Origin of the sequence: Streptococcus sp. HMSC078D09 (assembly GCF_001813675.1) — a bacterium.
In the GTDB taxonomy this organism is placed as follows: domain Bacteria; phylum Bacillota; class Bacilli; order Lactobacillales; family Streptococcaceae; genus Streptococcus.
On the sequence record NZ_KV813678.1, the window covers coordinates 179082 to 199909 of the forward strand.

15 protein-coding genes are annotated in these 20828 nt (G+C 41.9%); 12 read left to right on the forward strand and 3 right to left on the reverse strand.

What is annotated here, in order from left to right; all coding sequences use genetic code 11:
* Positions 1-4 precede the first annotated feature (4 nt).
* From HMPREF2926_RS10275 to HMPREF2926_RS10300, 6 genes are all read left to right on the forward strand, one after another.
* Positions 5-919, forward strand: a complete 915-nt coding sequence (locus tag HMPREF2926_RS10275; protein ID WP_256263039.1) for a hypothetical protein — start codon at positions 5-7, stop codon at positions 917-919.
* A gap of 65 nt (positions 920-984) precedes the next feature.
* Positions 985-1683: a 2,3,4,5-tetrahydropyridine-2,6-dicarboxylate N-acetyltransferase gene (gene dapD, locus HMPREF2926_RS10280; RefSeq protein WP_070587822.1), complete on the forward strand. Its 699-nt coding sequence runs from the start codon at positions 985-987 to the stop codon at positions 1681-1683.
* A gap of 53 nt (positions 1684-1736) precedes the next feature.
* Complete coding sequence (locus tag HMPREF2926_RS10285) at positions 1737-2870, forward strand: N-acetyldiaminopimelate deacetylase (protein ID WP_070587824.1); 1134 nt, start codon at positions 1737-1739, stop codon at positions 2868-2870.
* A gap of 109 nt (positions 2871-2979) precedes the next feature.
* Positions 2980-3519 carry a 5-formyltetrahydrofolate cyclo-ligase gene (locus tag HMPREF2926_RS10290; protein ID WP_070587827.1) on the forward strand — a complete coding sequence of 180 codons (540 nt, stop codon included), beginning with the start codon at positions 2980-2982 and terminating at the stop codon, positions 3517-3519.
* On the forward strand, positions 3503-4180 hold the full coding sequence (locus tag HMPREF2926_RS10295; protein ID WP_049491404.1) for a rhomboid family intramembrane serine protease: 678 nt from the start codon (positions 3503-3505) through the stop codon (positions 4178-4180). Before HMPREF2926_RS10290 ends, HMPREF2926_RS10295 begins: the two co-directional genes overlap by 17 nt.
* 449 nt (positions 4181-4629) lie before the next feature.
* Positions 4630-6594: a C69 family dipeptidase gene (locus HMPREF2926_RS10300; RefSeq protein ID WP_070587830.1), complete on the forward strand. Its 1965-nt coding sequence runs from the start codon at positions 4630-4632 to the stop codon at positions 6592-6594.
* Positions 6595-6754: 160 nt separating this feature from the next.
* Here the strand turns inward: HMPREF2926_RS10300 and galU are convergent, their stop codons facing one another.
* Both galU and HMPREF2926_RS10310 read right to left on the reverse strand, forming a co-directional pair.
* Positions 6755-7663 carry a UTP--glucose-1-phosphate uridylyltransferase GalU gene (galU, locus tag HMPREF2926_RS10305; protein ID WP_070587833.1) on the reverse strand — a complete coding sequence of 303 codons (909 nt, stop codon included), beginning with the start codon at positions 7661-7663 and terminating at the stop codon, positions 6755-6757.
* 45 nt (positions 7664-7708) lie between these two features.
* A complete protein-coding gene (locus HMPREF2926_RS10310; RefSeq protein ID WP_070587836.1) occupies positions 7709-8725 on the reverse strand; it encodes an NAD(P)H-dependent glycerol-3-phosphate dehydrogenase in 1017 nt (338 codons plus the stop codon).
* A gap of 273 nt (positions 8726-8998) precedes the next feature.
* On the opposite strand from HMPREF2926_RS10310, the gene HMPREF2926_RS10315 reads away from it, so the two are divergent.
* Entirely contained in the window at positions 8999-9688 is a 690-nt protein-coding gene (locus tag HMPREF2926_RS10315; RefSeq protein ID WP_070587839.1) for a gamma-glutamyl-gamma-aminobutyrate hydrolase family protein, read from the forward strand.
* A 149-nt stretch (positions 9689-9837) separates the two neighbouring features.
* Here the strand turns inward: HMPREF2926_RS10315 and HMPREF2926_RS11465 are convergent, their stop codons facing one another.
* Positions 9838-12744 carry a SpaA isopeptide-forming pilin-related protein gene (locus HMPREF2926_RS11465; protein WP_070587842.1) on the reverse strand — a complete coding sequence of 969 codons (2907 nt, stop codon included), beginning with the start codon at positions 12742-12744 and terminating at the stop codon, positions 9838-9840.
* A 417-nt stretch (positions 12745-13161) separates the two neighbouring features.
* Between HMPREF2926_RS11465 and HMPREF2926_RS10325 the strand changes: the two genes are divergently transcribed.
* The 5 genes from HMPREF2926_RS10325 to HMPREF2926_RS10345 all read left to right on the forward strand — a co-directional run.
* Positions 13162-13608 carry a dUTP diphosphatase gene (locus tag HMPREF2926_RS10325; RefSeq protein ID WP_009731797.1) on the forward strand — a complete coding sequence of 149 codons (447 nt, stop codon included), beginning with the start codon at positions 13162-13164 and terminating at the stop codon, positions 13606-13608.
* A 1-nt stretch (position 13609) separates the two neighbouring features.
* Positions 13610-14149, forward strand: coding sequence for a histidine phosphatase family protein (locus tag HMPREF2926_RS10330; protein ID WP_070587845.1), 540 nt, complete (start codon positions 13610-13612; stop codon positions 14147-14149).
* A gap of 13 nt (positions 14150-14162) precedes the next feature.
* Positions 14163-15524: a DNA repair protein RadA gene (gene radA / locus HMPREF2926_RS10335; RefSeq protein WP_083307965.1), complete on the forward strand. Its 1362-nt coding sequence runs from the start codon at positions 14163-14165 to the stop codon at positions 15522-15524.
* Between the two features lie 134 nt (positions 15525-15658).
* Positions 15659-16153, forward strand: a complete 495-nt coding sequence (locus HMPREF2926_RS10340; RefSeq protein WP_070587849.1) for a beta-class carbonic anhydrase — start codon at positions 15659-15661, stop codon at positions 16151-16153.
* Positions 16154-16373: 220 nt separating this feature from the next.
* The coding region (locus tag HMPREF2926_RS10345) for a Spy0128 family protein (RefSeq protein WP_141751795.1) at positions 16374-20828 on the forward strand (4455 nt) is incomplete at its 3' end.

Here is a 20828-nt window from a genome sequence, read left to right on the forward strand (position 1 = left end):
ATCATTGGACGATCAACGGACAGACATCAAGGCAGCTTCCTCTCACCAGGGTGGGAGCCGCTTGATTTCAGAAGCGGACCTGGCTTCAATAGGGGGAAGCAGGCATTCAGAACCAAGACAACCTGTACTAGACTCCCAATCGGATAGGGCGAAAACCTACTCTCCTTCCTCTAATAGTGGAGGGTCTTCGCTGGCAGCCTTTTTTGGATTATTGGCCATGCTGGGATTATTTGCCTATCTGGCTTCAGGAGGTATCCATAGTGAGGAACATCCTTCTTCTACTACTAGTGAATACGGAAGTACTGGCCGGTCTTATGGAACCAGAAAGGAAACCTTGAAGAGTGGTACGAGTACCTTGATTGCACCGGAAGGTGAATTTCAGTTTCAAGTGACCTATGAGAAGGCGATTTCCCTGATTCCTGGTTTAAGTGAGGAGGATCAAGGCCGTACCTCTTCAACTTATCTGTCTCCGCAGGATGTGGTAGCTGTACTGGGCAAGGCTAGTAGTGGGGAAGAAACCTACCAAGAGGGTAGTGTCGGTCCTTTCATGACAAGCTTGGATTATGAGGCTGAAGGATCCCCTTCTTCTGTATCTGTTTTGCTTTCAAATATGATTAGTAGCCGTCTATCTTCTCTTAATTTTGAGAACTTAAACAGTGAGCGATTAGCCAATAAAAATGGCAGTTTGAACAGAGAGGATTTTGCCAATATTAAAATAGGAATCAGCTATGCAGATCTTGTGAATACCGTAGGAATTCCTAGCCGTGTTTCTTGGTCAAGTATGATGAGTTCAGAGTCCTTCTTAATCTTTTACTATAAACTTTCTGATTCGCACTCAGTCATTATTCACTTTGGAAGCAATCGTACCATCAGTGAAATGACAGGCCTGGAGGATTCGGCTACAACCACGTCGCCTTAGGTGTTCATCTCTTTGGGTTTGTGGTATAATATGGATACCTTTAATTGAAAAGAATGGAGAATCTCATGACTGCACAAAAAATGTCTGCACAAGAAATTATCGCTTTTATCGGGAATGCAGAAAAGAAAACAAATGTGAAAGTAACCTTTGAAGGGGAATTGGCAACAGCTGTTCCTGCTTCTGTTACCAAGCTGGGCAATGTGTTGTTCGGTGACTGGAAAGATATCGAGCCCCTTCTTGCCAACTTAACGGAGAACAAGGATTATGTGGTGGAACAAGATGGTCGGAATTCAGCTGTTCCATTGTTGGATAAGCGTCACCTGAATGCGCGTATCGAACCAGGTGCTATTATCCGTGACCAAGTAACTATCGAAGACAATGCTGTCGTGATGATGGGGGCTGTCATCAATATTGGTGCTGAAATCGGTGCAGGAACTATGATTGATATGGGGGCTATCCTTGGTGGTCGTGCAACAGTTGGTAAAAACAGCCACATCGGTGCAGGTGCCGTTCTTGCGGGTGTCATTGAGCCAGCTTCTGCTGAGCCTGTTCGGATCGGTGACAATGTCTTGGTCGGTGCCAATGCAGTTGTGATTGAAGGGGTTCAAGTTGGAAACGGTTCAGTCGTTGCCGCTGGAGCGATCGTTACTCAAGATGTCCCTGAAAATGTGGTCGTAGCTGGTGTCCCAGCTCGCATCATCAAGGAAATCGACGAAAAAACACAACAAAAAACAGCGTTGGAAGACGCCTTGCGTAATTTGTAAGATATGAATGGTAGAGGCCGCAAGGCCTCTATTCTAATAGAAAGAAGACGACGATGACATTGGATTTAATCAAAATCAGACGGGATTTGCACCAAATCCCTGAAATTGGCTTGGAAGAATTTAAAACTCAAGCCTACCTCTTAGAGCGAATCGCAGAGATCACAGCGGGCAAGGACTTTGTTGAGCAACGGACTTGGCGGACTGGGATCCTAGTTTATCTCCATGGGTCTGCACCTGAAAAAACTATCGGCTGGCGGACGGATATCGATGGCTTACCGATTGTGGAACAAACGGGCCTTGATTTTGCCTCCAAGCACGAAGGACGGATGCATGCTTGTGGTCATGATATGCACATGACGACAGCCCTTGGACTTTTGGATCAACTGGTTCAAGTACAACCAAAAAATAACCTTCTATTTTTATTCCAACCAGCTGAAGAAAATGAGGCTGGTGGAATGCTCATGTATAAGGACAATGCTTTTGGCGACTGGCTTCCTGATGAATTTTATGGTCTGCATGTGCGCCCTGATTTGAAAGTGGGGGACATTGCGACCAATACGGGTACCCTTTTTGCAGGGACCTGTGAAGTCAAGATCACCTTTACAGGAAAGGGAGGACATGCTGCCTTTCCACATGAGGCCAATGACGCTCTTGTAGCAGCCTCTTACTTCATTACCCAAGTCCAATCGGTCGTGAGTCGAAATGTCGATCCGATTGAAGGGGCTGTGGTGACCTTTGGTTCCATGCATGCAGGAACAACCAATAATGTGATTGCTGAGACAGCCTTCCTTCATGGGACCATTCGGACCTTGACCATGGAGATGAACCTTTTGACTCAAAAACGGGTCAAAGCCATTGCAGAAGGAGTTGCAGCAGCCTTTGATGTGAAATTGGACCTGGAACTCAAGCAAGGAGGCTACCTGCCTGTGGAAAACCAACCAGAATTGGCCAAAGAACTCATGGACTTTTTCACAGCTGAGGAAGACGTGAACCTGATTGATATCCTGCCTGCGATGACAGGAGAAGACTTCGGCTTTCTCTTGAGCAAGGTCCCCGGAGTCATGTTCTGGCTGGGAATTGATACCCCTTATGCCTTGCACCATCCGAAGATGAGCCCAAATGAAGCAGCCCTTCCCTTCGCTGTGGAAAACATTGGTAAATTTTTGAAAATGAAGGCTAACCAATAAAGGAATGATTCAACTCCGTCTGGAGTTGGATTTTTTCTTTGTCGTATAAAAACTGTTCGGATCTTTCCTAAAAAATGATACAATAAAAGCTAGACAAAAGGAGTAGGGAATGAAGAAAACACTACGAAAAGAAACCATTGCAGCCATGAAAGCACTGCCGCAAACTGTGAAAACCCAAGCAGATGAAGAGCTGACTCAGCGCCTCTTGGAGCTCCCAGCTTTTCAAGAGGCAAAGACCCTTGCGACCTATCTGTCTTTTGACCATGAAGTTTCCACAGCTGGCTTGATCCAAGCAGCTCTTCAACTTGGGAAACGCGTCTGTGTTCCCCGTACCTATCCACAAGGGCGAATGGAATTTGTGGAATACGATCCTGACATTTTGGAAAAGACACGCTTTGGTTTGCAGGAGCCCAATGAAAAAGGGAAGCTTGTGGATCAGTCAGAGATTGATCTGATCCATGTACCAGGCGTGGTCTTCCAGTCAAAAGGCTACCGAATTGGCTATGGTGGTGGCTATTATGATCGTTATTTGGAAGATTTTACTGGAAAAACGGTTAGTACGATTTATTCCATCCAGCAGAAGGAGTTCCAGCCAGATACGTTTGATCAGGCAGTTCAGGAGGTGCTAGTCTATGAAGTTACTCTTTGATCGTCGTTATCCTGTGACCAGCCTCTTATTGCTCGTGACAACGGCAGTCTTTCTTTCCATGTTTATCCGATTTGGAGGCGACTACCAAACAGGTGCCGCTGTTTACTATAGCGGTGGGATTATTGGAGAGGTTGTGAAAGTCGATCCTAGCCAGTTATGGCGAATCGTGACAGCTACATTTGTTCATATCGGCCTAGAACATTTTGTGCTCAATATGATCACTCTCTATTACTTGGGACGTTTGGCAGAAGATCTCTTTGGATCGAAGGCTTTCTTAGCTCTCTATCTCTTATCAGGCATGATGGGCAATGTCTTTGTTGCTATTTTTACGCCAGATGTGATTGCAGCAGGAGCTTCTACAGCCCTCTTTGGACTGTTTGGGACCATTGGTGCTCTGCGCTTTATTGTCCAAAGTCCCTATATTCGCCACTTGAGTCAGTCCTATACCAGCTTGATTGTGGTCAATTTGATCTTTAGCTTCATGCCAGGAATCAGTATGGCGGGGCATATCGGTGGCTTAGTAGCTGGGGTCATGTTGGCTTATGTCTTTCCAGTAAGAGGGGAAGCTCGTTTTATGAACCGAACCTATCAGATGAGTGCAGCCCTATCTTATCTCTTGCTTTTGCTTTATTTCTTAGGTAAAATCTTGAATCTATTTTAAGAGTGAGTGGGACAGAAATCGGTAATTCGTTAGAATTCGATTTCGTCGTCCCACCTCCGCACAGTTGAGTAGGGCTGTAAAAGCTGATGAAATCAGCATAGTAGAGCCCACTCAACCACTGCGTCTTGCTCAACAATCCAAAAATAATTGAGAGGCTAGGACTTTTGTCCCCAGCCTCCTTTTTTTCTAAAAAATGTAGCAAAATCGTAAACTAACAGAAAATTGTTTGAAATGCAAAGAATTGTATATATTTATTATAATATGTTTGCATGAGTCAAGTGAGCCCTCTATTGCTAGGTCCATAGAGAAGGCAATCATGGGTAAAGAGGTATAAAAACGCAAAATAGAAAGCGCTTGCAAAAGGACTGAGAAAGGTGTAAACTGGAGATATAAAAATCAAAAATAGTGCTATTTTGTCAAAAGTAGTGCAAAAACAAAGGAGATTTGCCATGAAAAAATGGTTGTTAAAACTCTCATTGGTAGCGATGACACTTTTGCTCCTACCAATTCAAGCTGTTCAAGCCTGTTGCGGTTTTATCATTGGTCGCCAATTGACCAAGGATGGGACCACTCTCTTTGGTCGGACAGAAGACTACCCTTACTATCCAAATGGTGGCAAGCACAACAAAAACTTTGTAGTTGTTGATGCGAAGAACTATAAGGAAGGGGATCAACTGGAAGACGAATCCAATGGTTTTACCTACCTACATGCTGCTAGTGAAATGAAATACACAGCGACTTATGACTCTGCTCGTGGAGATGGTAGTAACGGTGCTTTTGGTGAACATGGATTTAACGAAGCCGGCGTCTCTATGACATCAACTGTTACAGCAATTCCAAACAAAAAAGTCTTGAAGACTGACCCATTGACAGAAAACGGAATTCCTGAAGCTGCTATGTTGGACGTAGTTTTACCACGCGTTAAGTCTGCTCGTGAAGGGGTTGAATTCCTAGCTAAAGTCATTGAAGAAAAAGGATCAGCAGAGGGGAATGTTGTCGTTTTTGCGGACCAAAAAGAAACTTGGTATATGGAAATTCTTTCTGGTCACCAATATGTAGCTGTTAAAGTCCCAGAAGACAAATATGCAGTCTTTGCAAATACCTACTACCTTGGTCATGTGGATTTGAATGACAAGGAAAATGTAATCGCTTCGAAAGATGTCGAAAAAGTAGCCAAAGAATCTGGTAACTACAAGACAGACAAAGATGGTAACTTCCATATTGCTAAATCTTATGGACCAGAAAAATATGCTGAAGGAGACCGTTCACGTACATACGCAGGAATCACTCTTTTGGATCCAAATTCAAAAGTGACTTATGAAGATGATGAATACGAACTCTTCCGCTCACCAACAGATCCAAACAAGAAATTTACTTTGGAAGATGCCTTTGCTTTCCAACGCAACCGTTTTGAACATTTGAATGGTCGTTTTGTTCCAGACGATCAAATTGGTGTCAAGAAACAAGGGGATAATGGTAGCAATGATGCTGTTCGTAAAGACCAATACAAGTATGCTTTAGGAAACGAAAACGTTATCGATGCCCATGTCTACCAAATCAATCCAAAACTTCCAAAATCATTTGGTGGTACTTTATGGCTTGGTATGGGACCATCTCGGAACACACCTTATGTTCCATTCTACGGTAATCTAAAAGATACTTACGAAGCCTTCAAACCTCAAACAGCAACTTATGATCCAAATTCATGGTATTGGACAGTATGGCACATTGACAATATGGCGATCAATAACCAAGATGTCTTTGGAAAATCAGTCCAAGATCACTGGAAAGCTCTTGAAAAACAATTTATTGTTGATCAAGAAAAGAAAGATATTGAATATTATTCATTGAAAGATCAACCTGAAGCTGCAAAAGCTGCTGAAGATAAGGTGACGAAAGATGCACTGGAATTGTCTGATCGTCTTTTCCAACACTTCAAAGATTATGAAAAATTAATGGAAAAACAATTAGAAGCAGCTGGACGTAAATCTGATCCATATCGTGCTTCTCAACCAGATAATTATAAAGATCCTGAAGAATCTAAGAAACCTGAAGAACCTAAGAAACCAGATACACCAAAAGTTCCAGAAAAACCACAAGTTGACGGAAATATTACAAAAATTGAAATTCCTGCTTCATATTATAGAGCTACCCCTTCTAATAAGGATATCCCAGCAAATGCAGAAGGAAATCCAAATAACCGTTTTGGCTATGCAGCAACAAAAGCAATGCCTACATATGGATCTGGAAAAGCAGAAACGGTTGTAAAACCAGAAGCGAAAGTTCAATCTACTTCAGAGGCTACTGTAGCAGAAAATGTGAACAACAATAATAATCGCTTCGGTTCTAATTTCAATCCAGGCGAAATTGAAACTTTCCCAAATACCAATTATTCTTACAATGTTCATCCTTAAACAATAAGAATTAAAAAGTGAATTGGACCAAGTCCAATGAAATGAAAGAGGCCGGATTTTATCTAGCCTCTTTTTTATAAAAAAAACTGACCATTGTAAGGCAGCAAAGCTCTTACATGATATGGCCAGTCTCTTTTGTATTCTTTAGATTTGAGAATGATTAGTCTGCAGTTTGTTCAGATGCTTCTAATTTTTTTCCAAGGTCGATAATATATTGTTTGAGATCATCTTTGACTTGAGGGTGTTTCAAGGCATAGTCAATCGAAGTTTTCATGAAGCCGAATTTATCACCTACATCGTAGCGTTGGCCTTTAAATTCACGGGCAAAGACTCGTTGGGTCTTATTGAGGGTATCGATCGCATCCGTCAATTGAATTTCATTGCCAGCACCTGGTTCTTGATTTGCAAGAATATCAAAGATCTCAGGAGTCAAGAGGTAGCGTCCGATAATGGCAAGGTCACTTGGTGCCTCCTCGGGTGCTGGTTTTTCGACAAAAGTTTCAACGCTATAAAGACCGTTAATGCCTTCGCCTTGAGGTGCGATCACACCGTAAGAAGAAACCTCTTCGTGAGGGACTTCCATCACAGCGATGGTTGACGCATGGGTTTCATCGTAGTCGTTCATCAACTGTTTGGTCAATGGCAAGGCATCATCATTGGTGATGTCCATCAGATCATCTCCCAACATAACGACAAAAGGCTCATTTCCAACAAAGGCCTTGGCTTGAAGAACAGCGTCCCCTAAACCTCGAGGGTGACTTTGGCGGATGAAATGAAGATTGATCGCTGTTGTATCATTGACCAACTTGAGTAAGTCAGTCTTTCCTTTTTGCTCGAGATTGTATTCCAATTCGAAGTTAGAATCGAAATGGTCTTCGATCGAACGTTTGGCCTTCCCTGTTACGACAAGGATTTCCTCAATTCCAGATTTCAGAGCTTCCTCTACAATAAATTGAATCGTCGGTTTGTCAACGATTGGCAACATTTCTTTTGCCAGAGCTTTGGTAGCTGGGAGGAAGCGGGTCCCTAAGCCAGCTGCAGGAATGACTGCTTTTCTAACTTTAGTCATGCGGTTTCCTTTCTAAAAGGTAGGATTTGTGATGGGGTGGTTGACTTATTTCCACTCGTTTTCTTCTTTAAATTCATTGCTCATCATGTGGTGGATGGCTTCGCGGATATCTTTCCCCTCATAAATGACTTGGTAAATGGCTTGTGTAATCGGCATGTAGACATCCAATTCTTGGGCCAGCTCGTGGGCGACTTTGGTCGTAGAGATCCCTTCGATGATCATACCCATGTTGGCTTCGATATCTTCCAATTTTTCGCCACGTCCGAGAGCATCCCCAGCTCGCCAGTTGCGAGAGTGAACAGAAGTACCAGTAACGATCAAGTCACCGACCCCTGATAAACCGCTATAGGTCAATGGACTAGCTCCGAGCTTAACGCCAAGGCGCGTGATTTCAGCGAGACCGCGCGTGATGATGGCTGCTTTGGCATTGTCACCATAACCAAGACCGTGCAAAGCTCCAGCTCCGACTGCGATGATATTCTTCAAGGCTCCAGCAGTTTCCACTCCGATAACATCTGTATTGGTATAGAGACGGAAGTAGTGATTGCTAAAGAGTTCTTGAACATAGCGAGCAACTTCTAAATCTTTTGAGGCTGCTGTAATAAGGGTGATATCCCGTACGATGGTCTCTTCCGCGTGACTTGGTCCAGAAACAACTACAATCTCACTGCGAAGAGAAGCAGGAATTTCTTCTTCAAGGATTTGAGAAATCCGATCGTGTGTACCAGGTTCTAGTCCCTTGGAAGCATGCATGACTGTTACAGGGTGATCTAGTGTTTCAGCGACTTGTTTAGCAACCAAGCGGGTCACCTTTGTAGGAACGACAAAAAGGATAGCATCCACACCGTCCAAAGCAGCTTTCAGATCGGTCGTAGCGGTAATTTGATCGCTAATAACGATGTCTTTGAAATAGCGTTGATTGGTATGAGTGGTATTAATTTCATCGATTTGTTCTTGGATATTTCCCCAGAGACGGACTTCATGGCCGTTATCATTGAGGACTTGTGAAAGGGCTGTTCCCCATGAACCAGGACCCAATACTGCAACGGTTTGTTTTTCCATTGTATCTTCCATTTCTATGTCTATTTTTTCAACAAGGCTAGGAATCTAGCACTTGCACCTTCGAAACGGCCTAATGTGTGCCTTGAAGGACGATTCTATTTTCCTCTCTATTTTAACATAATATAGGTAAAAAAACTTGTATGATCATCAATTGTTTTGTGAGGAAGGTGAGGGTGATAAATAAAATCTATCACGGTTTTAAAAAATACATATTAGACACGATCGCTAATGGGTGGTAAGATAAGTAGTAGTTAAAATGAAGGAGGAATGAATATGTGCAGAACAATTGTTGGAGTATCCGCTAATCTCTGTCCGGTGGACCCGGAAGGGAAAAACCTTCATTCCTCCGTGTCTAGTCAGTTTGCGGAAGGGATCCGTCAAGCAGGTGGACTTCCAATGGTCATCCCGATGGGAGACCCTTCTTTGGTTAAGGACTATGTTGAAACGATTGACAAGTTGATCTTAAGTGGAGGCCAAAATGTCGATCCTAGTCTCTATGGCGAAGAAAAAACCATCGAAAGCGATGATTACAATATCGAACGGGACCAATTTGAGCTTGCCCTGCTGAAGGAAGCGGTTCGCCAAAACAAACCGGTTCTAGGAATCTGCCGTGAGGTTCAGTTGATCAATGTGGCTTTTGGAGGAACACTCAACCAAGAGATTGAAGGACATTGGCAAGGTCTTCCATTTGGGACTTTCCATTCTATCGAGACTAAAAAAGGCAGTGTGGTGGAGCAGCTCTTTGGTCGGGCTAGTCGAATCAATTCTGTGCACCGTCAAAGTATCAAGGATCTTGCACCAAATTTCCGTGCAACTGCCTTTGATCCGCGTGATCACACCATCGAAGCCATTGAAGCAGTAGACGGTCATCGGATTATGGGATTACAATGGCATCCAGAATACTTGGTCAATGAAGAAGAAGGGAATTTAGAACTCTTCCGTTATTTATTACAGGAATTGTAAGAAAAAGAGAGGTTGGACTTGAGCCAATCTCTCTTTGTGTGTCTAAGGAAATATAGACAAAACGCTGGTAATAAGATGAAAAAATAGGATAATCGTTACGAAAAAACAGGTTCATTTAGCAATGCTAGATGAATACCTGTTTTAAGAACTTATTCGTGGCGTTTTTTAGCAACGAGCATGCTTCCAGCACCTGCAAGGGCAAGTCCTGTCATGAGAAGTCCAGCACTTACTGTCTCACCAGTAGAAGGAAGACTTTGTTTTTTACCTTCTTTTGATTGTTTACCAGAAGGCTGATTTCCTTTCGGTTTATCAGTTGAAGGCGTTGGAGGTGTTGAAGGAGTAGTTGGCGGAGTTGGAGGTGTCTTCTTGTTAACGACATTTCCTTTATCCACTACACTGTTTGAACCAACCAAATCACTAGCTGCGATCTTGATGACTTCATCTGATAATTGGTAACCGTCTGGAGCTGTAAGCTCTCTTACTACATAATCTTTTGCTTCTAATCCTGTAAAGGTTACAAGACCGTTTGCATCAGAGGTAGCAGTTGCTTGACCTGCACCATAAGGGTTCGCTACAGGAGTCGTACCATCGGCTTCAAAGAGACCGAATACGGCACCAACAAGAGCTTTCCCTTCTTGGTTCACTTTGTGCAATTGGATGCTGTAGAGTTTCAATTCAGGTTTGTCAACAGTCGGAGGAGTTGGTGGAATTGAAGTGAATGGTTTGTTGACCACTGTTCCTTTGTCTACGACGAGGTTAGTCGCAGCTTTCAACTCGCTAGCAGAAACTTTAATCACATCTGCTGATAGTTGATAACCTTCTGGAGCAGTAAGTTCTTTCACCACATAATCTTTTGCTTCAAATCCTGTAAAGGTTACAAGACCATTTGCATCAGAAGTTGCAGTCGCTTGACCTTCACCGTAAGGGTTAGCGACTGGAGTAGTCCCATCTGCCTCAAAAAGCCCGAATACAGCACCTGCAAGAGCATTTCCGTCTGCGTTAGCTTTGTGCAATTGAATGTTGTACAGTTTCAATTCTGGTTTGTCAACAGTCGGAGGAGTTGGTGGAATGGAAGTTGTTACCAATTTGTTAGTGAATGATTTCTTATCACCATATGCCACAGAAGCTTTGAGTGTATTGCTTGCATCATCTTTTGTGACAGTTACAGTAGCATCAATACTTCCTTCATCGTAGGTCATTCCTTTTGCTTTGCTTTCAGGAACAACTTCTTTAATCGTGTAGTGGAAGGTTTTTCCTGCGTCCTCTGATGAATATGAAATGTCATCAAAGGTTACCGTACCATCTGCAGCATTTTGTTTTGTTTGAAGAACTTTTCCGGTTTCATCCAACAATTGGAAATTGAATTCGCCATTCTTCAATTCAGCACCTTCTAAAATCTTGCTAGCTGAAATTTTAGCTTTTGCTGGTTGAGGAGCCGTATAAGTGTTGTTAAATGTTTTATTCTCTGGATAGACAAGATCAGCTTTTAGAGCTTGTCCGTCTTGTGTAACCTTCACGGGCACTTGTTTTTCAGTTGTATCATAGGTGATACCTGGTGTATTTCCAACAACTTCTTTTACAGTGTAAGTGTGTTCTCCTGCTTCCTTATAAGAAATCGGATCAAATGTGACCTTGCCGTTTTTATTGGTAACAGTTTGAAGCTTAGTTGCACCCTCGTACAATTCAAAGCTAAACTCACCGTCTTTTAGATCACGACCAGTAAGAGCTTTATCCAGTTCGATGGTAGCTTTTGTTTCTTTTGGCTTCGCTTTTGGATTGACGATCGTCTTCGTAACCTTATGGTCCTTACCAAAATCTTCAGCATTTACGAAGGTGTCAGCCTCCTTGATCGTATAACCCGCAGGGGCCTCGGTTTCTGTTAAGATGTATTTATCTTTTAAGAGCGCATTAACCGTAATATCTCCGTTCTCATCTGTAACGTATTCCCCAATCACTTGGTTGTTGGCTTGACGAACGATTTTAAACTTAGCCCCAGCAAGTGGTTGGTTTTCATCGTCTACTTTGTGGACATGAATGGTAAAGACGTAACCAACGCCAAAACCATAGGGAATTTGAACTGCTGCAACATTTGTCACATCTTTTTGATCAAATTGTTTTCCTTTCAGGGTAGCATCATTTTTAAGAAGTTCCCCGTCCACAGGGTCGTAATTTAAACGAACATCATAAGCGATTCGGTATTGATCGTTTTCGCTAATGTCTCCCAGTTTAATGACAAATGATTGTCCATCTTCACTAATGGTAGCAGGGTGTTGATTCGTCACATCAACGCGATCTGAAAAGACCCATTCTCCTGTTTCAAAAGAGAATTTCCCTTTTAGGACTTTAATACTATCTGGTACGTAGGAAGCATTTGTAAACTTCAAATGGTCTTCAATAGTAACTTCTTTAATATTCTGTTTTTTTCTGTTAACTGAAATAGTATAGGAAACTGTTTTATGGTCGTTTGTATTGACCCAGCTAGTTTTTGTTAAAGCTCTTGGATTCCCATCACCAATTCCTTTAAAGGAAACTTTCCCACCTATCTTGGTTTCCCCGTTGACGGTCATTTCAACAGGAATCTCACCTTTTTGGGGATGTTTTTTAAAGTCAATACGTGCATAAAAGAAAAATGATCCTTTGATATCTGAATGTGTTTGAACATAATCGGTGTATGTCAGTGATAATCTCTTATTGTCTTTATCGACCTTGGCATTGGCAATGACCTCATTCGTATTAACATCACGAATTTTAAAATTGTCAGAGGTGATCATCAATGCGTCTGGAACAGTGATATCAGTTGTGTCGCCTGCTTTGACATCCTTACCTGCTAAGTCGAAATCAGCATTGATACGGAACGTTGCCCATTGTTCTAAATCCCAAGTAAGGTTACCACCTTCATTGTTGGTTACTTTCATATTTTTGATTGTATCGACCAATTTTCCGCTTACTGTCACTCCAGGAGTTTCTGCTGAAGTGCGATGCAGACCTAAAGCGAAAAGCATGGTCACTATACAAAGGACAAATGAGAAAATTTTAATATACCTTTTCTTTTTCATTTTATCTTCCCTTTTCATAAAAAAATAGTGCCTAATCATCAATGTCTGATTACTCTTAAAGATCGGGATTTTTCGAATCCTATCTGTTGGTAATAAGAATTGAATGCTGAGACACGACCTCCACAAAATAATTTTACAGGGTAAAATTTTTTAATTTCAAAATTATTCCCTACACAGGGAATTATAGCAAAAATAATGCTTATCTTCAAGCTTAAAATAGCATTATTTAGCACAAGTTATATGTCAAATCTGTCATAATAGCATATCATTTTCAGAAAAAACATGAAAACAACATGTAACTTCCAAATTGAAGAGAATTTTTAAAAAAATACGAATAGTAGTATAGGGGAGACGCTAGGGCGAAGTGATGGTATAATAGAAAAAATAGAAACAATTTAGAATAAAAGAGGAATTATGATGACAAAAATTCGTGGATTTGAACTTGTATCAAGCTATACCAATCAGGATTTGCTGCCAAAACGGGAGACAGCGCATGCGGCCGGCTATGACTTAAAAGTGGCCGAGCGCACGGTCATTGCTCCTGGGGAAATCGTCCTCGTGCCAACTGGGGTCAAGGCTTATATGCAAGCGGGTGAGGTGCTTTATCTTTACGATCGCTCGTCCAACCCTCGCAAAAAAGGCCTGGTCTTGATCAACTCTGTTGGGGTTATTGATGGAGACTACTATGGCAATCCAGGAAATGAAGGCCATATCTTTGCTCAGATGAAAAACATTACTGATCAGGAAGTTGTCCTTGAAGTTGGCGAACGCGTGGTTCAGGCTGTCTTTGCTCCTTTCTTGATTGCAGATGGAGATGAAGCAGACGGTGTTCGTACTGGTGGATTTGGGTCAACAGGGCACTAAGATGAAGATTATCTTTGTCCGTCATGGGGAGCCAGATTATCGTATGCTTGATAAACTTGAAAATCCGCAACTCTATAGTGGTTTTGGTCGTGATTTAGCACCATTGACAGGAAAAGGTCGCAGTCTGGCAAAAGAAGTTGCTAAAACTGCATGTTTTGGAAAGGCAGAGATTATTATTTCATCGTCTGTGACGAGGGCTTTAGAAACAGCACATTATATAGCAGTTGAAACAGGATTGGACTTATTTGTGGAGCCATTTTTTCATGAGTGGCGTCCAGACTTAGATGGCACTAACTCTGATTTAACTAGTGTATTGGTAGCTCATGAATATTATCTAAAACATCAAGGAGGTTTATCTGAAGATTCTCCTTATCGCTATGAAACTGATATAGAGATGCGTCATCGTTTTTTAAGAGCTTTGGGAAAATATAAAAATTATAAAACTATTATCATTGTAACTCACGGAATGCTCATGCGCCAGTTTGTGCCAAATGAGAAGATTGATTTTTGCCAAGTGATTGAGTGTGAGATAGAGATTTAGAAAGAGGTTTATCATCGCAAAGAAAAAAACGACATTTGTCTGTCAAAATTGTGCCTATAATTCACCCAAATACCTAGGGCGCTGTCCTAACTGTGGTTCTTGGTCTTCCTTTGTCGAGGAGGTCGAGGTCGCAGCGGTCAAGAATGCACGGGTATCCTTGACGGGTGAAAAGACCAAACCCATGAAACTGGCGGACGTGAGCTCCATCAATGTCCATCGGACCAAGACCGAGATGGAAGAATTCAACCGCGTCCTTGGTGGCGGTGTGGTACCAGGGAGTCTCGTCCTTATCGGGGGAGATCCTGGGATTGGGAAATCAACTCTGCTCTTACAAGTCTCAACCCAGCTGTCTCAAGTGGGGACAGTTCTCTATGTCAGTGGGGAGGAGTCTGCTCAACAGATTAAACTCCGAGCAGAGCGTTTAGGTGATATTGATAGTGAGTTTTATCTATACGCCGAGACCAATATGCAGAGCGTGCGGGCAGAAGTGGAGCGCATCCAGCCTAACTTCCTCATCATCGACTCGATTCAGACCATTATGTCTCCTGAGATTTCAGGGGTGCAGGGGTCTGTTTCTCAGGTGCGTGAGGTGACAGCTGAGCTCATGCAGCTGGCCAAGACCAATAACATCGCTATCTTTATCGTAGGCCATGTGACCAAGGAAGGAACCTTGGCAGGTCCTCGGATGCTGGAGCACATGATGGACACGGTGCTCTACTTTGAGGGTGAGCGCCACCATACCTTCCGGATCCTGAGAGCGGTCAAAAACCGTTTTGGTTCCACTAATGAAATCGGGATTTTCGAGATGCAGTCAGGCGGGCTGGTTGAGGTCCTTAATCCGAGCCAGGTCTTTCTAGAAGAACGTTTGGATGGGGCGACTGGATCGTCCATCGTTGTGACAATGGAAGGGACTCGTCCGATTCTAGCCGAGGTGCAGGCCTTGGTGACTCCGACCATGTTTGGTAATGCCAAGCGGACGACGACTGGGCTTGATTTCAATCGAGCCAGTCTCATCATGGCGGTGCTAGAAAAACGCGCAGGCCTCTTGCTTCAAAATCAGGATGCCTACCTCAAGTCTGCTGGTGGTGTCAAGTTGGATGAGCCAGCTATCGACCTAGCCGTAGCTGTAGCCATTGCTTCCAGCTACAAGGACAAGCCAACTAACCCGCAAGAGTGTTTTGTTGGAGAGTTGGGCTTGACAGGAGAAGTTCGCCGGGTCAACCGAATCGAACAACGGATCAATGAAGCTGCTAAGCTCGGTTTTACCAAGATTTATGTTCCGAAAAATTCTCTGACGGGGATCATGACGCCGTCGGGGATCCAGGTGATCGGAGTGAGTACATTGTCTGAAGTCTTGAAGAAAGTATTTCAATAGTAGAAAAGTCTTAAACGGGAAGTTTAAGACTTTTTTTCAGATGTGACAGATGACAGGAGGTATCCCCTGACAGAAAGGATCGGATATGGTAAAATAATAGATGATTTGAATTTCAAAGGAATAAAGGAGAGACCATGTCTTATTTTGATAATTTTTTAACAGCCAACCAAGCTTATGTGACGCTACATGGAGACCTCCGTCTTCCGATTAAGCCCAAAACAAAAGTCGCCATTGTGACCTGTATGGATTCCCGCCTTCACGTGGCACCGGCACTAGGTCTGGCTCTTGGAGATGCCCATATTTTGCGGAATGCTGGAGGGCGCGTGACAGAGGACATGATTCGGTCTTTGGTCATCTCCCAGCAGCAGATGGGTACCCGTGAAATTGTGGTCTTGCACCATACAGACTGTGGTGCTCAGACCTTTGAAAACGAGAGCTTCCGTCAGTATCTCAAGAAAGAACTGGGAGTGGATGTGGGAGATCGAGATTTCCTTCCCTTTCAAGACATTGAAGAGAGTGTCCGCGAGGATATGGATCTTTTAAAGGCTTCTCCTTTGATTCCAGAGGATGTCGTTATTTCGGGAGCTGTGTATGATGTCGATACTGGTTTGATCTCAGAGGTGAAATAGAAGAGGTATCAAATTGATACTTCTTTTTTTGGTATGTTAAAAAATCGTCTATTATAGGAAAAAAATAAAAAAAAGTGCTAAATTTCCTACTGTTTTGTAATATGCTAAAAGAAAATAACGAATTATATTTTTTTAGTACAACAAATTGACACTATATGTTTCTTTTGATAAAATTCAAAATGGGTCGTAAGATCAAAAAAAAACAAGGAGATCCAACAGGATGAAGGATATTTTCAATAGACGCCAGCGCTTTTCATTGCGAAAATATAGCGTTGGGGTTTGTTCAGTTCTTTTAGGAACGGCACTCTTTGCTGCAGGAGCTCAATCTGCATCAGCGGATGAAGCAACAGCAGCCTCTGAATCTGCGGGGACAGCAGCTTCAGAAGCAGCACAACCTGCTAAAACAGAGTCAAGTCAAACAGGAGCACCAGCTGCTTCTAAGGCATACGGGGAAGGGGCATCAGTTCCAAAAATTGACCTTTCTGGAACAACTGCTGCAACTTCAGAAGCACCAGCGCCAGCGACTGAAAAATCTGAAGGAACTGAGAAACCAGTTGCTACAGAAAACAAGGAAGCAAAAGCTGAGCCTAAAAAAGAAGAAAAAGCTGAAACTAAAAAATCTGAAGAAGCTCCAAAAACGACAGCGTCATCAGAAACAAGCAAACCTGTAGAGAAGAAAAAAGAGTCAAGCTCTAAACCAGCTTCTACACCAGCTGCTACTACAGAAAAATCTACTGCAACTCATGCTGCAACAAGTGAAAACTCAGAAGCACCAGCAGCAAGTGAAGCACCAGCAGTAACAACTACTTTTTCAGCTACTGTAAATCCAGCAGCTCCAATCACTGGTACGGAAGCAGCTGCACAAGATAGAGCGGCAAGTACAGATGCTGCTGCGGCTGTGGCAACTGCTAATGAAGAACGTACAAATGCAGGAGCTTTAGCAGTAAGTAGCCGTCGTCGTAGCCGTCGTGCTGTTACTGATGAAGCTGTAACTGGAGACCACAACTCTAACCCAGTAGCGGTAACTACTTACTTAAAAGATGGGGAAAAAGTAACTCCGGAAATCAAAGATGCTAACGGTGCAACTGTAAGATCTCAAACAGTACCATCTGGTTACTCTGCTAAAGAAGGAGATTGGTACACTTACAGTATCGTAGATCTTACTAAGTTTAATGAACGTTATGGTAGAAATTATTATACACGTGCGTACAAGAGATTTGATGAATCTACAGAAACTATAGTAGAATTAATTGATAAAACTACTGGTAATGTACTAGAAACTAGAACTGTTAATGCATCTAGTGGTGTTCAAAAATTCACTACTACTACAGCAGCGTCTAATGGAGAATTAACTTGGCAAGTTGAATACGATAAAGGAGAAGGTGCTGGACCTGGGAAAACTAACCAACCATTTATTCAATTGCAGTATGAAGTTGGTGCTCATATCCAAGCTTTTGTAGCTTCTGGACATAACCTTACTCCAGATGAGCAAAAATTATACGATGCTGTTTATGCTGCTCGTAGATCAACAGATATTATTAACGTTGTAGAACCAGCTTACAATGGGCGTTCAATTACTGAAACTAACGCTAAAATTCCAGTGTCAGTTGACAAAACAACTTACTATAGAGTAGTTGATAAAAATAACCCAACATTTAACGCTAATAAAACAGATAAAACTGTTCAAGACTACGTACCAAATGGTAATGAAGTAGACTTAGCTAGATACACTCTTAAAGCTATGGAAGGTCAAAGCTTTACAGCATCTGGAGAGCGTCAATTCGATGGATATAAACTTTATCAAACAGCTGATGCGAACGATAAATCAGGTTTTGTAAGCCGTCCTTATACAGTTGGTACTAAATTCATGGATGCGGACCGTTATGGTATTAAACGTATTAAAGAAATAGTAGGTGAAGATGGAACTGTAGTAGTTCGAGTTTACTTACTAGATCCAAAACAACAAAGCAAACGTTCTGATGGTACATTAAGCACAGATGGATATATGTTACTAGCAGAAACTAAACCTATTAAACCAGGTGATTACAATAAAGAAGATTTAGTAGTTAAGAAATCACCTCTTAACACAATTGCTTTCACTGGTACTGACGGTGTTAATCATCCTAATGGAGTAGAAGTTGATTTTGGTTTCCAAACTGCAGCAGGATATACACCTAAGAAAACAGTATTTGTACCATTCTTAGGGGATGGTATTGGTCACTCTTCACCAAATTCACAGTTAGAACGTGGTGTAGGAGGTATTGGTGTAAATGTTGACTTATTAAACTCACTAACACCATATAAACAACCAATTTACTACTATGTAAAACAAGAGCCAGTTGAAGTAACTCCAGAAGTTGAAAAACAACTTGAAGGACGTGTATTAGCAAATGGTGAGTTTACATTCAAACTAAAAGAAGTACAACCAAACAAATCAATCTCAGCTCATGAAGAAACTGTAACTAACAAAGCAGACGGAAAAGCTACATTCAGCAAATTAACATTTAACAAAGCGGGAACTTACACTTACACAATCACTGAGACTCCAGGTTCAGATGCAAACGTTGAATACGATGCAATGACAGTAACTATGACTGTTAATGTAACTGAGAACGCTCAAGGTGATTTACAAGCTACAGTTAAATACAGTGCTGAAGGTGGATTCAAATCAAGTGCTGATGATAAAATCTTCAACAACTACGTTGTAGCACCTGTTAAAACTAAATTCGACTTCACTAAGAAATTAGCTGGGCGTGAACTTAAAGACGGAGAATTCAAATTCGTTCTTAAAGATGCAAACGGACAAGAAGTTGAAACAGTAACTAACAAAGCTGATGGAACTGTAACATTCACTGAAATCTCATTCGACAACTCTAAAGTTGGTACTCACACTTATACTGTAGAAGAAGTTGTTCCTGCAGCTAAAGAAGCTGGTATGACGTATGATACTATGAAAGCTACTATTACTGTAGAAGTTGCTAAAAATGGTCATGCATTAACAACTGTAACTAACGTAGTTTCTACAGGTGGGGTAGATGCGAATGGTAACGCAACTGATGGAACAGCGGATAAAGAGTTCAACAACAAGATCACTCCTCCAGAAACTCCTGAGTTCCAACCAGAAAAATTCGTTCTGAACAAAGAAAAATTTGACATCACTGGTACAAAACTCGTTGACGACGATGATGAGTTGACAGATGAGTATGCAGATACAAATGCAAACCCATATGCTGACAAAACTACTAACAACGAAGCAGAAAACATCAATACCAAGACTGTTGAACGCGGTGAAAAATTAGTTTACCAAGTATGGTTGGATACTAAGAACTTCACTGACAAGAACAACATCCAAGCTGTAGGTATCTCTGATACATACGATGCAGATAAATTGACTGTCAACACTGCTGATATCAAAGCATATGACAGCGTAACTGGTGAAGATGTGACAGCTAAATTCGACATCAAGGTTGAAAATGGTGTCATTACTGCAACTTCTAAATCTTCTATGAACAAATCTTTAGGTGATGCTGATAACACTCAAGTTATCGACACAACTAAATTTGCATTTGGTCGCTACTACAAATTCGATATTCCAGCAACTGTTAAAGATTCAGTAGCAGGTGGAGTAGACATCGAAAACAAAGCTAACCAAATCGTTCACGTTTACAACCCAGTAAGCAAATCTGTAGAAACTCCAGAAAAACCAACTCAAAAACGTGTGAACAGTGTCCCAATCACTGTAGAATTCAACTTCACAAAACGTTTGGAAGGTCGTGAGCTTAAAGCTGGCGAATTTACATTCGAGTTGAAAGACAGCGACAATGTTGTGATTGCGACTGCAACCAACGATGCAGCTGGTAAGATCTCATTTGCTCCAGTGTCTTACACAAATAAAGCTGGCGAAACTGTCACTGCCCTTAAATACAAGAAGGGTCAAGAAGGTACATACACTTACTCTGTAACAGAGGTGAAAGGTACAGACGCGACTGTCACTTACGATACAATGAAGGCAGAAGTAACTGTAACAGTATCTCACGACGGTACAGCGAAAGCATTGATTGCTAACGTAACTGAACCAGCTGACAAAGAGTTCAACAATACAGTAACTCCTCCAACAGAACCTAAGTTCCAACCAGAGAAGTATGTATTGAATACAGCTAAATACTCAATCACTGATAACAAACTTCTTGATGATGACGCTGAGTTGACTGATAAATATGGTGAAACAAATACGGATCCATATGTTGATAAAACAAACAACAACGAAGCAGAAAACATCAATACCAAGACTGTTAACCGCGGAGATAAGATCTACTATCAAGTATGGTTGGATACAACTAAATTCTCAGCAACTAACAAAGAAAACGTTCAATCAGTAGGAATCACTGATGACTTCGATGAAACAAAAGTTGATGTCGTTGCTTCTGAAATTAAAGCTTACGACTCAGTAACTGGTAACGATGTAACAAACAAATTCGATATCAAGGTTGAAAATGGTGTGATGACTGCAACTCTTAAAGATGGCTTTACGAAGTCATTGGGTGATGCAGAAAATACTCAAATCATTGACACAACTAAGTTCTCATTTGAACGTTACTACAAATTTGATATCCCAGCAACTGTTAAAGCTGACGTTGCAGGTGGAGTAGACATCGAAAATACTGCGGCTCAAGTA

Coding starts and splice junctions, on each gene's coding strand:
- dapD (WP_070587822.1), top strand. CDS start 985: ATGACTGCACAAAAAATGTCTGCACAAGAAATTATCGCTTTTATCGGG.
- HMPREF2926_RS10285 (WP_070587824.1), top strand. CDS start 1,737: ATGACATTGGATTTAATCAAAATCAGACGGGATTTGCACCAAATCCCT.
- HMPREF2926_RS10290 (WP_070587827.1), top strand. CDS start 2,980: ATGAAGAAAACACTACGAAAAGAAACCATTGCAGCCATGAAAGCACTG.
- HMPREF2926_RS10295 (WP_049491404.1), top strand. CDS start 3,503: ATGAAGTTACTCTTTGATCGTCGTTATCCTGTGACCAGCCTCTTATTG.
- HMPREF2926_RS10300 (WP_070587830.1), top strand. CDS start 4,630: ATGAAAAAATGGTTGTTAAAACTCTCATTGGTAGCGATGACACTTTTG.
- galU (WP_070587833.1), bottom strand. CDS start 7,663: ATGACTAAAGTTAGAAAAGCAGTCATTCCTGCAGCTGGCTTAGGGACC.
- HMPREF2926_RS10310 (WP_070587836.1), bottom strand. CDS start 8,725: ATGGAAAAACAAACCGTTGCAGTATTGGGTCCTGGTTCATGGGGAACA.
- HMPREF2926_RS10315 (WP_070587839.1), top strand. CDS start 8,999: ATGTGCAGAACAATTGTTGGAGTATCCGCTAATCTCTGTCCGGTGGAC.
- HMPREF2926_RS11465 (WP_070587842.1), bottom strand. CDS start 12,744: ATGAAAAAGAAAAGGTATATTAAAATTTTCTCATTTGTCCTTTGTATA.
- HMPREF2926_RS10325 (WP_009731797.1), top strand. CDS start 13,162: ATGACAAAAATTCGTGGATTTGAACTTGTATCAAGCTATACCAATCAG.
- HMPREF2926_RS10330 (WP_070587845.1), top strand. CDS start 13,610: ATGAAGATTATCTTTGTCCGTCATGGGGAGCCAGATTATCGTATGCTT.
- HMPREF2926_RS10340 (WP_070587849.1), top strand. CDS start 15,659: ATGTCTTATTTTGATAATTTTTTAACAGCCAACCAAGCTTATGTGACG.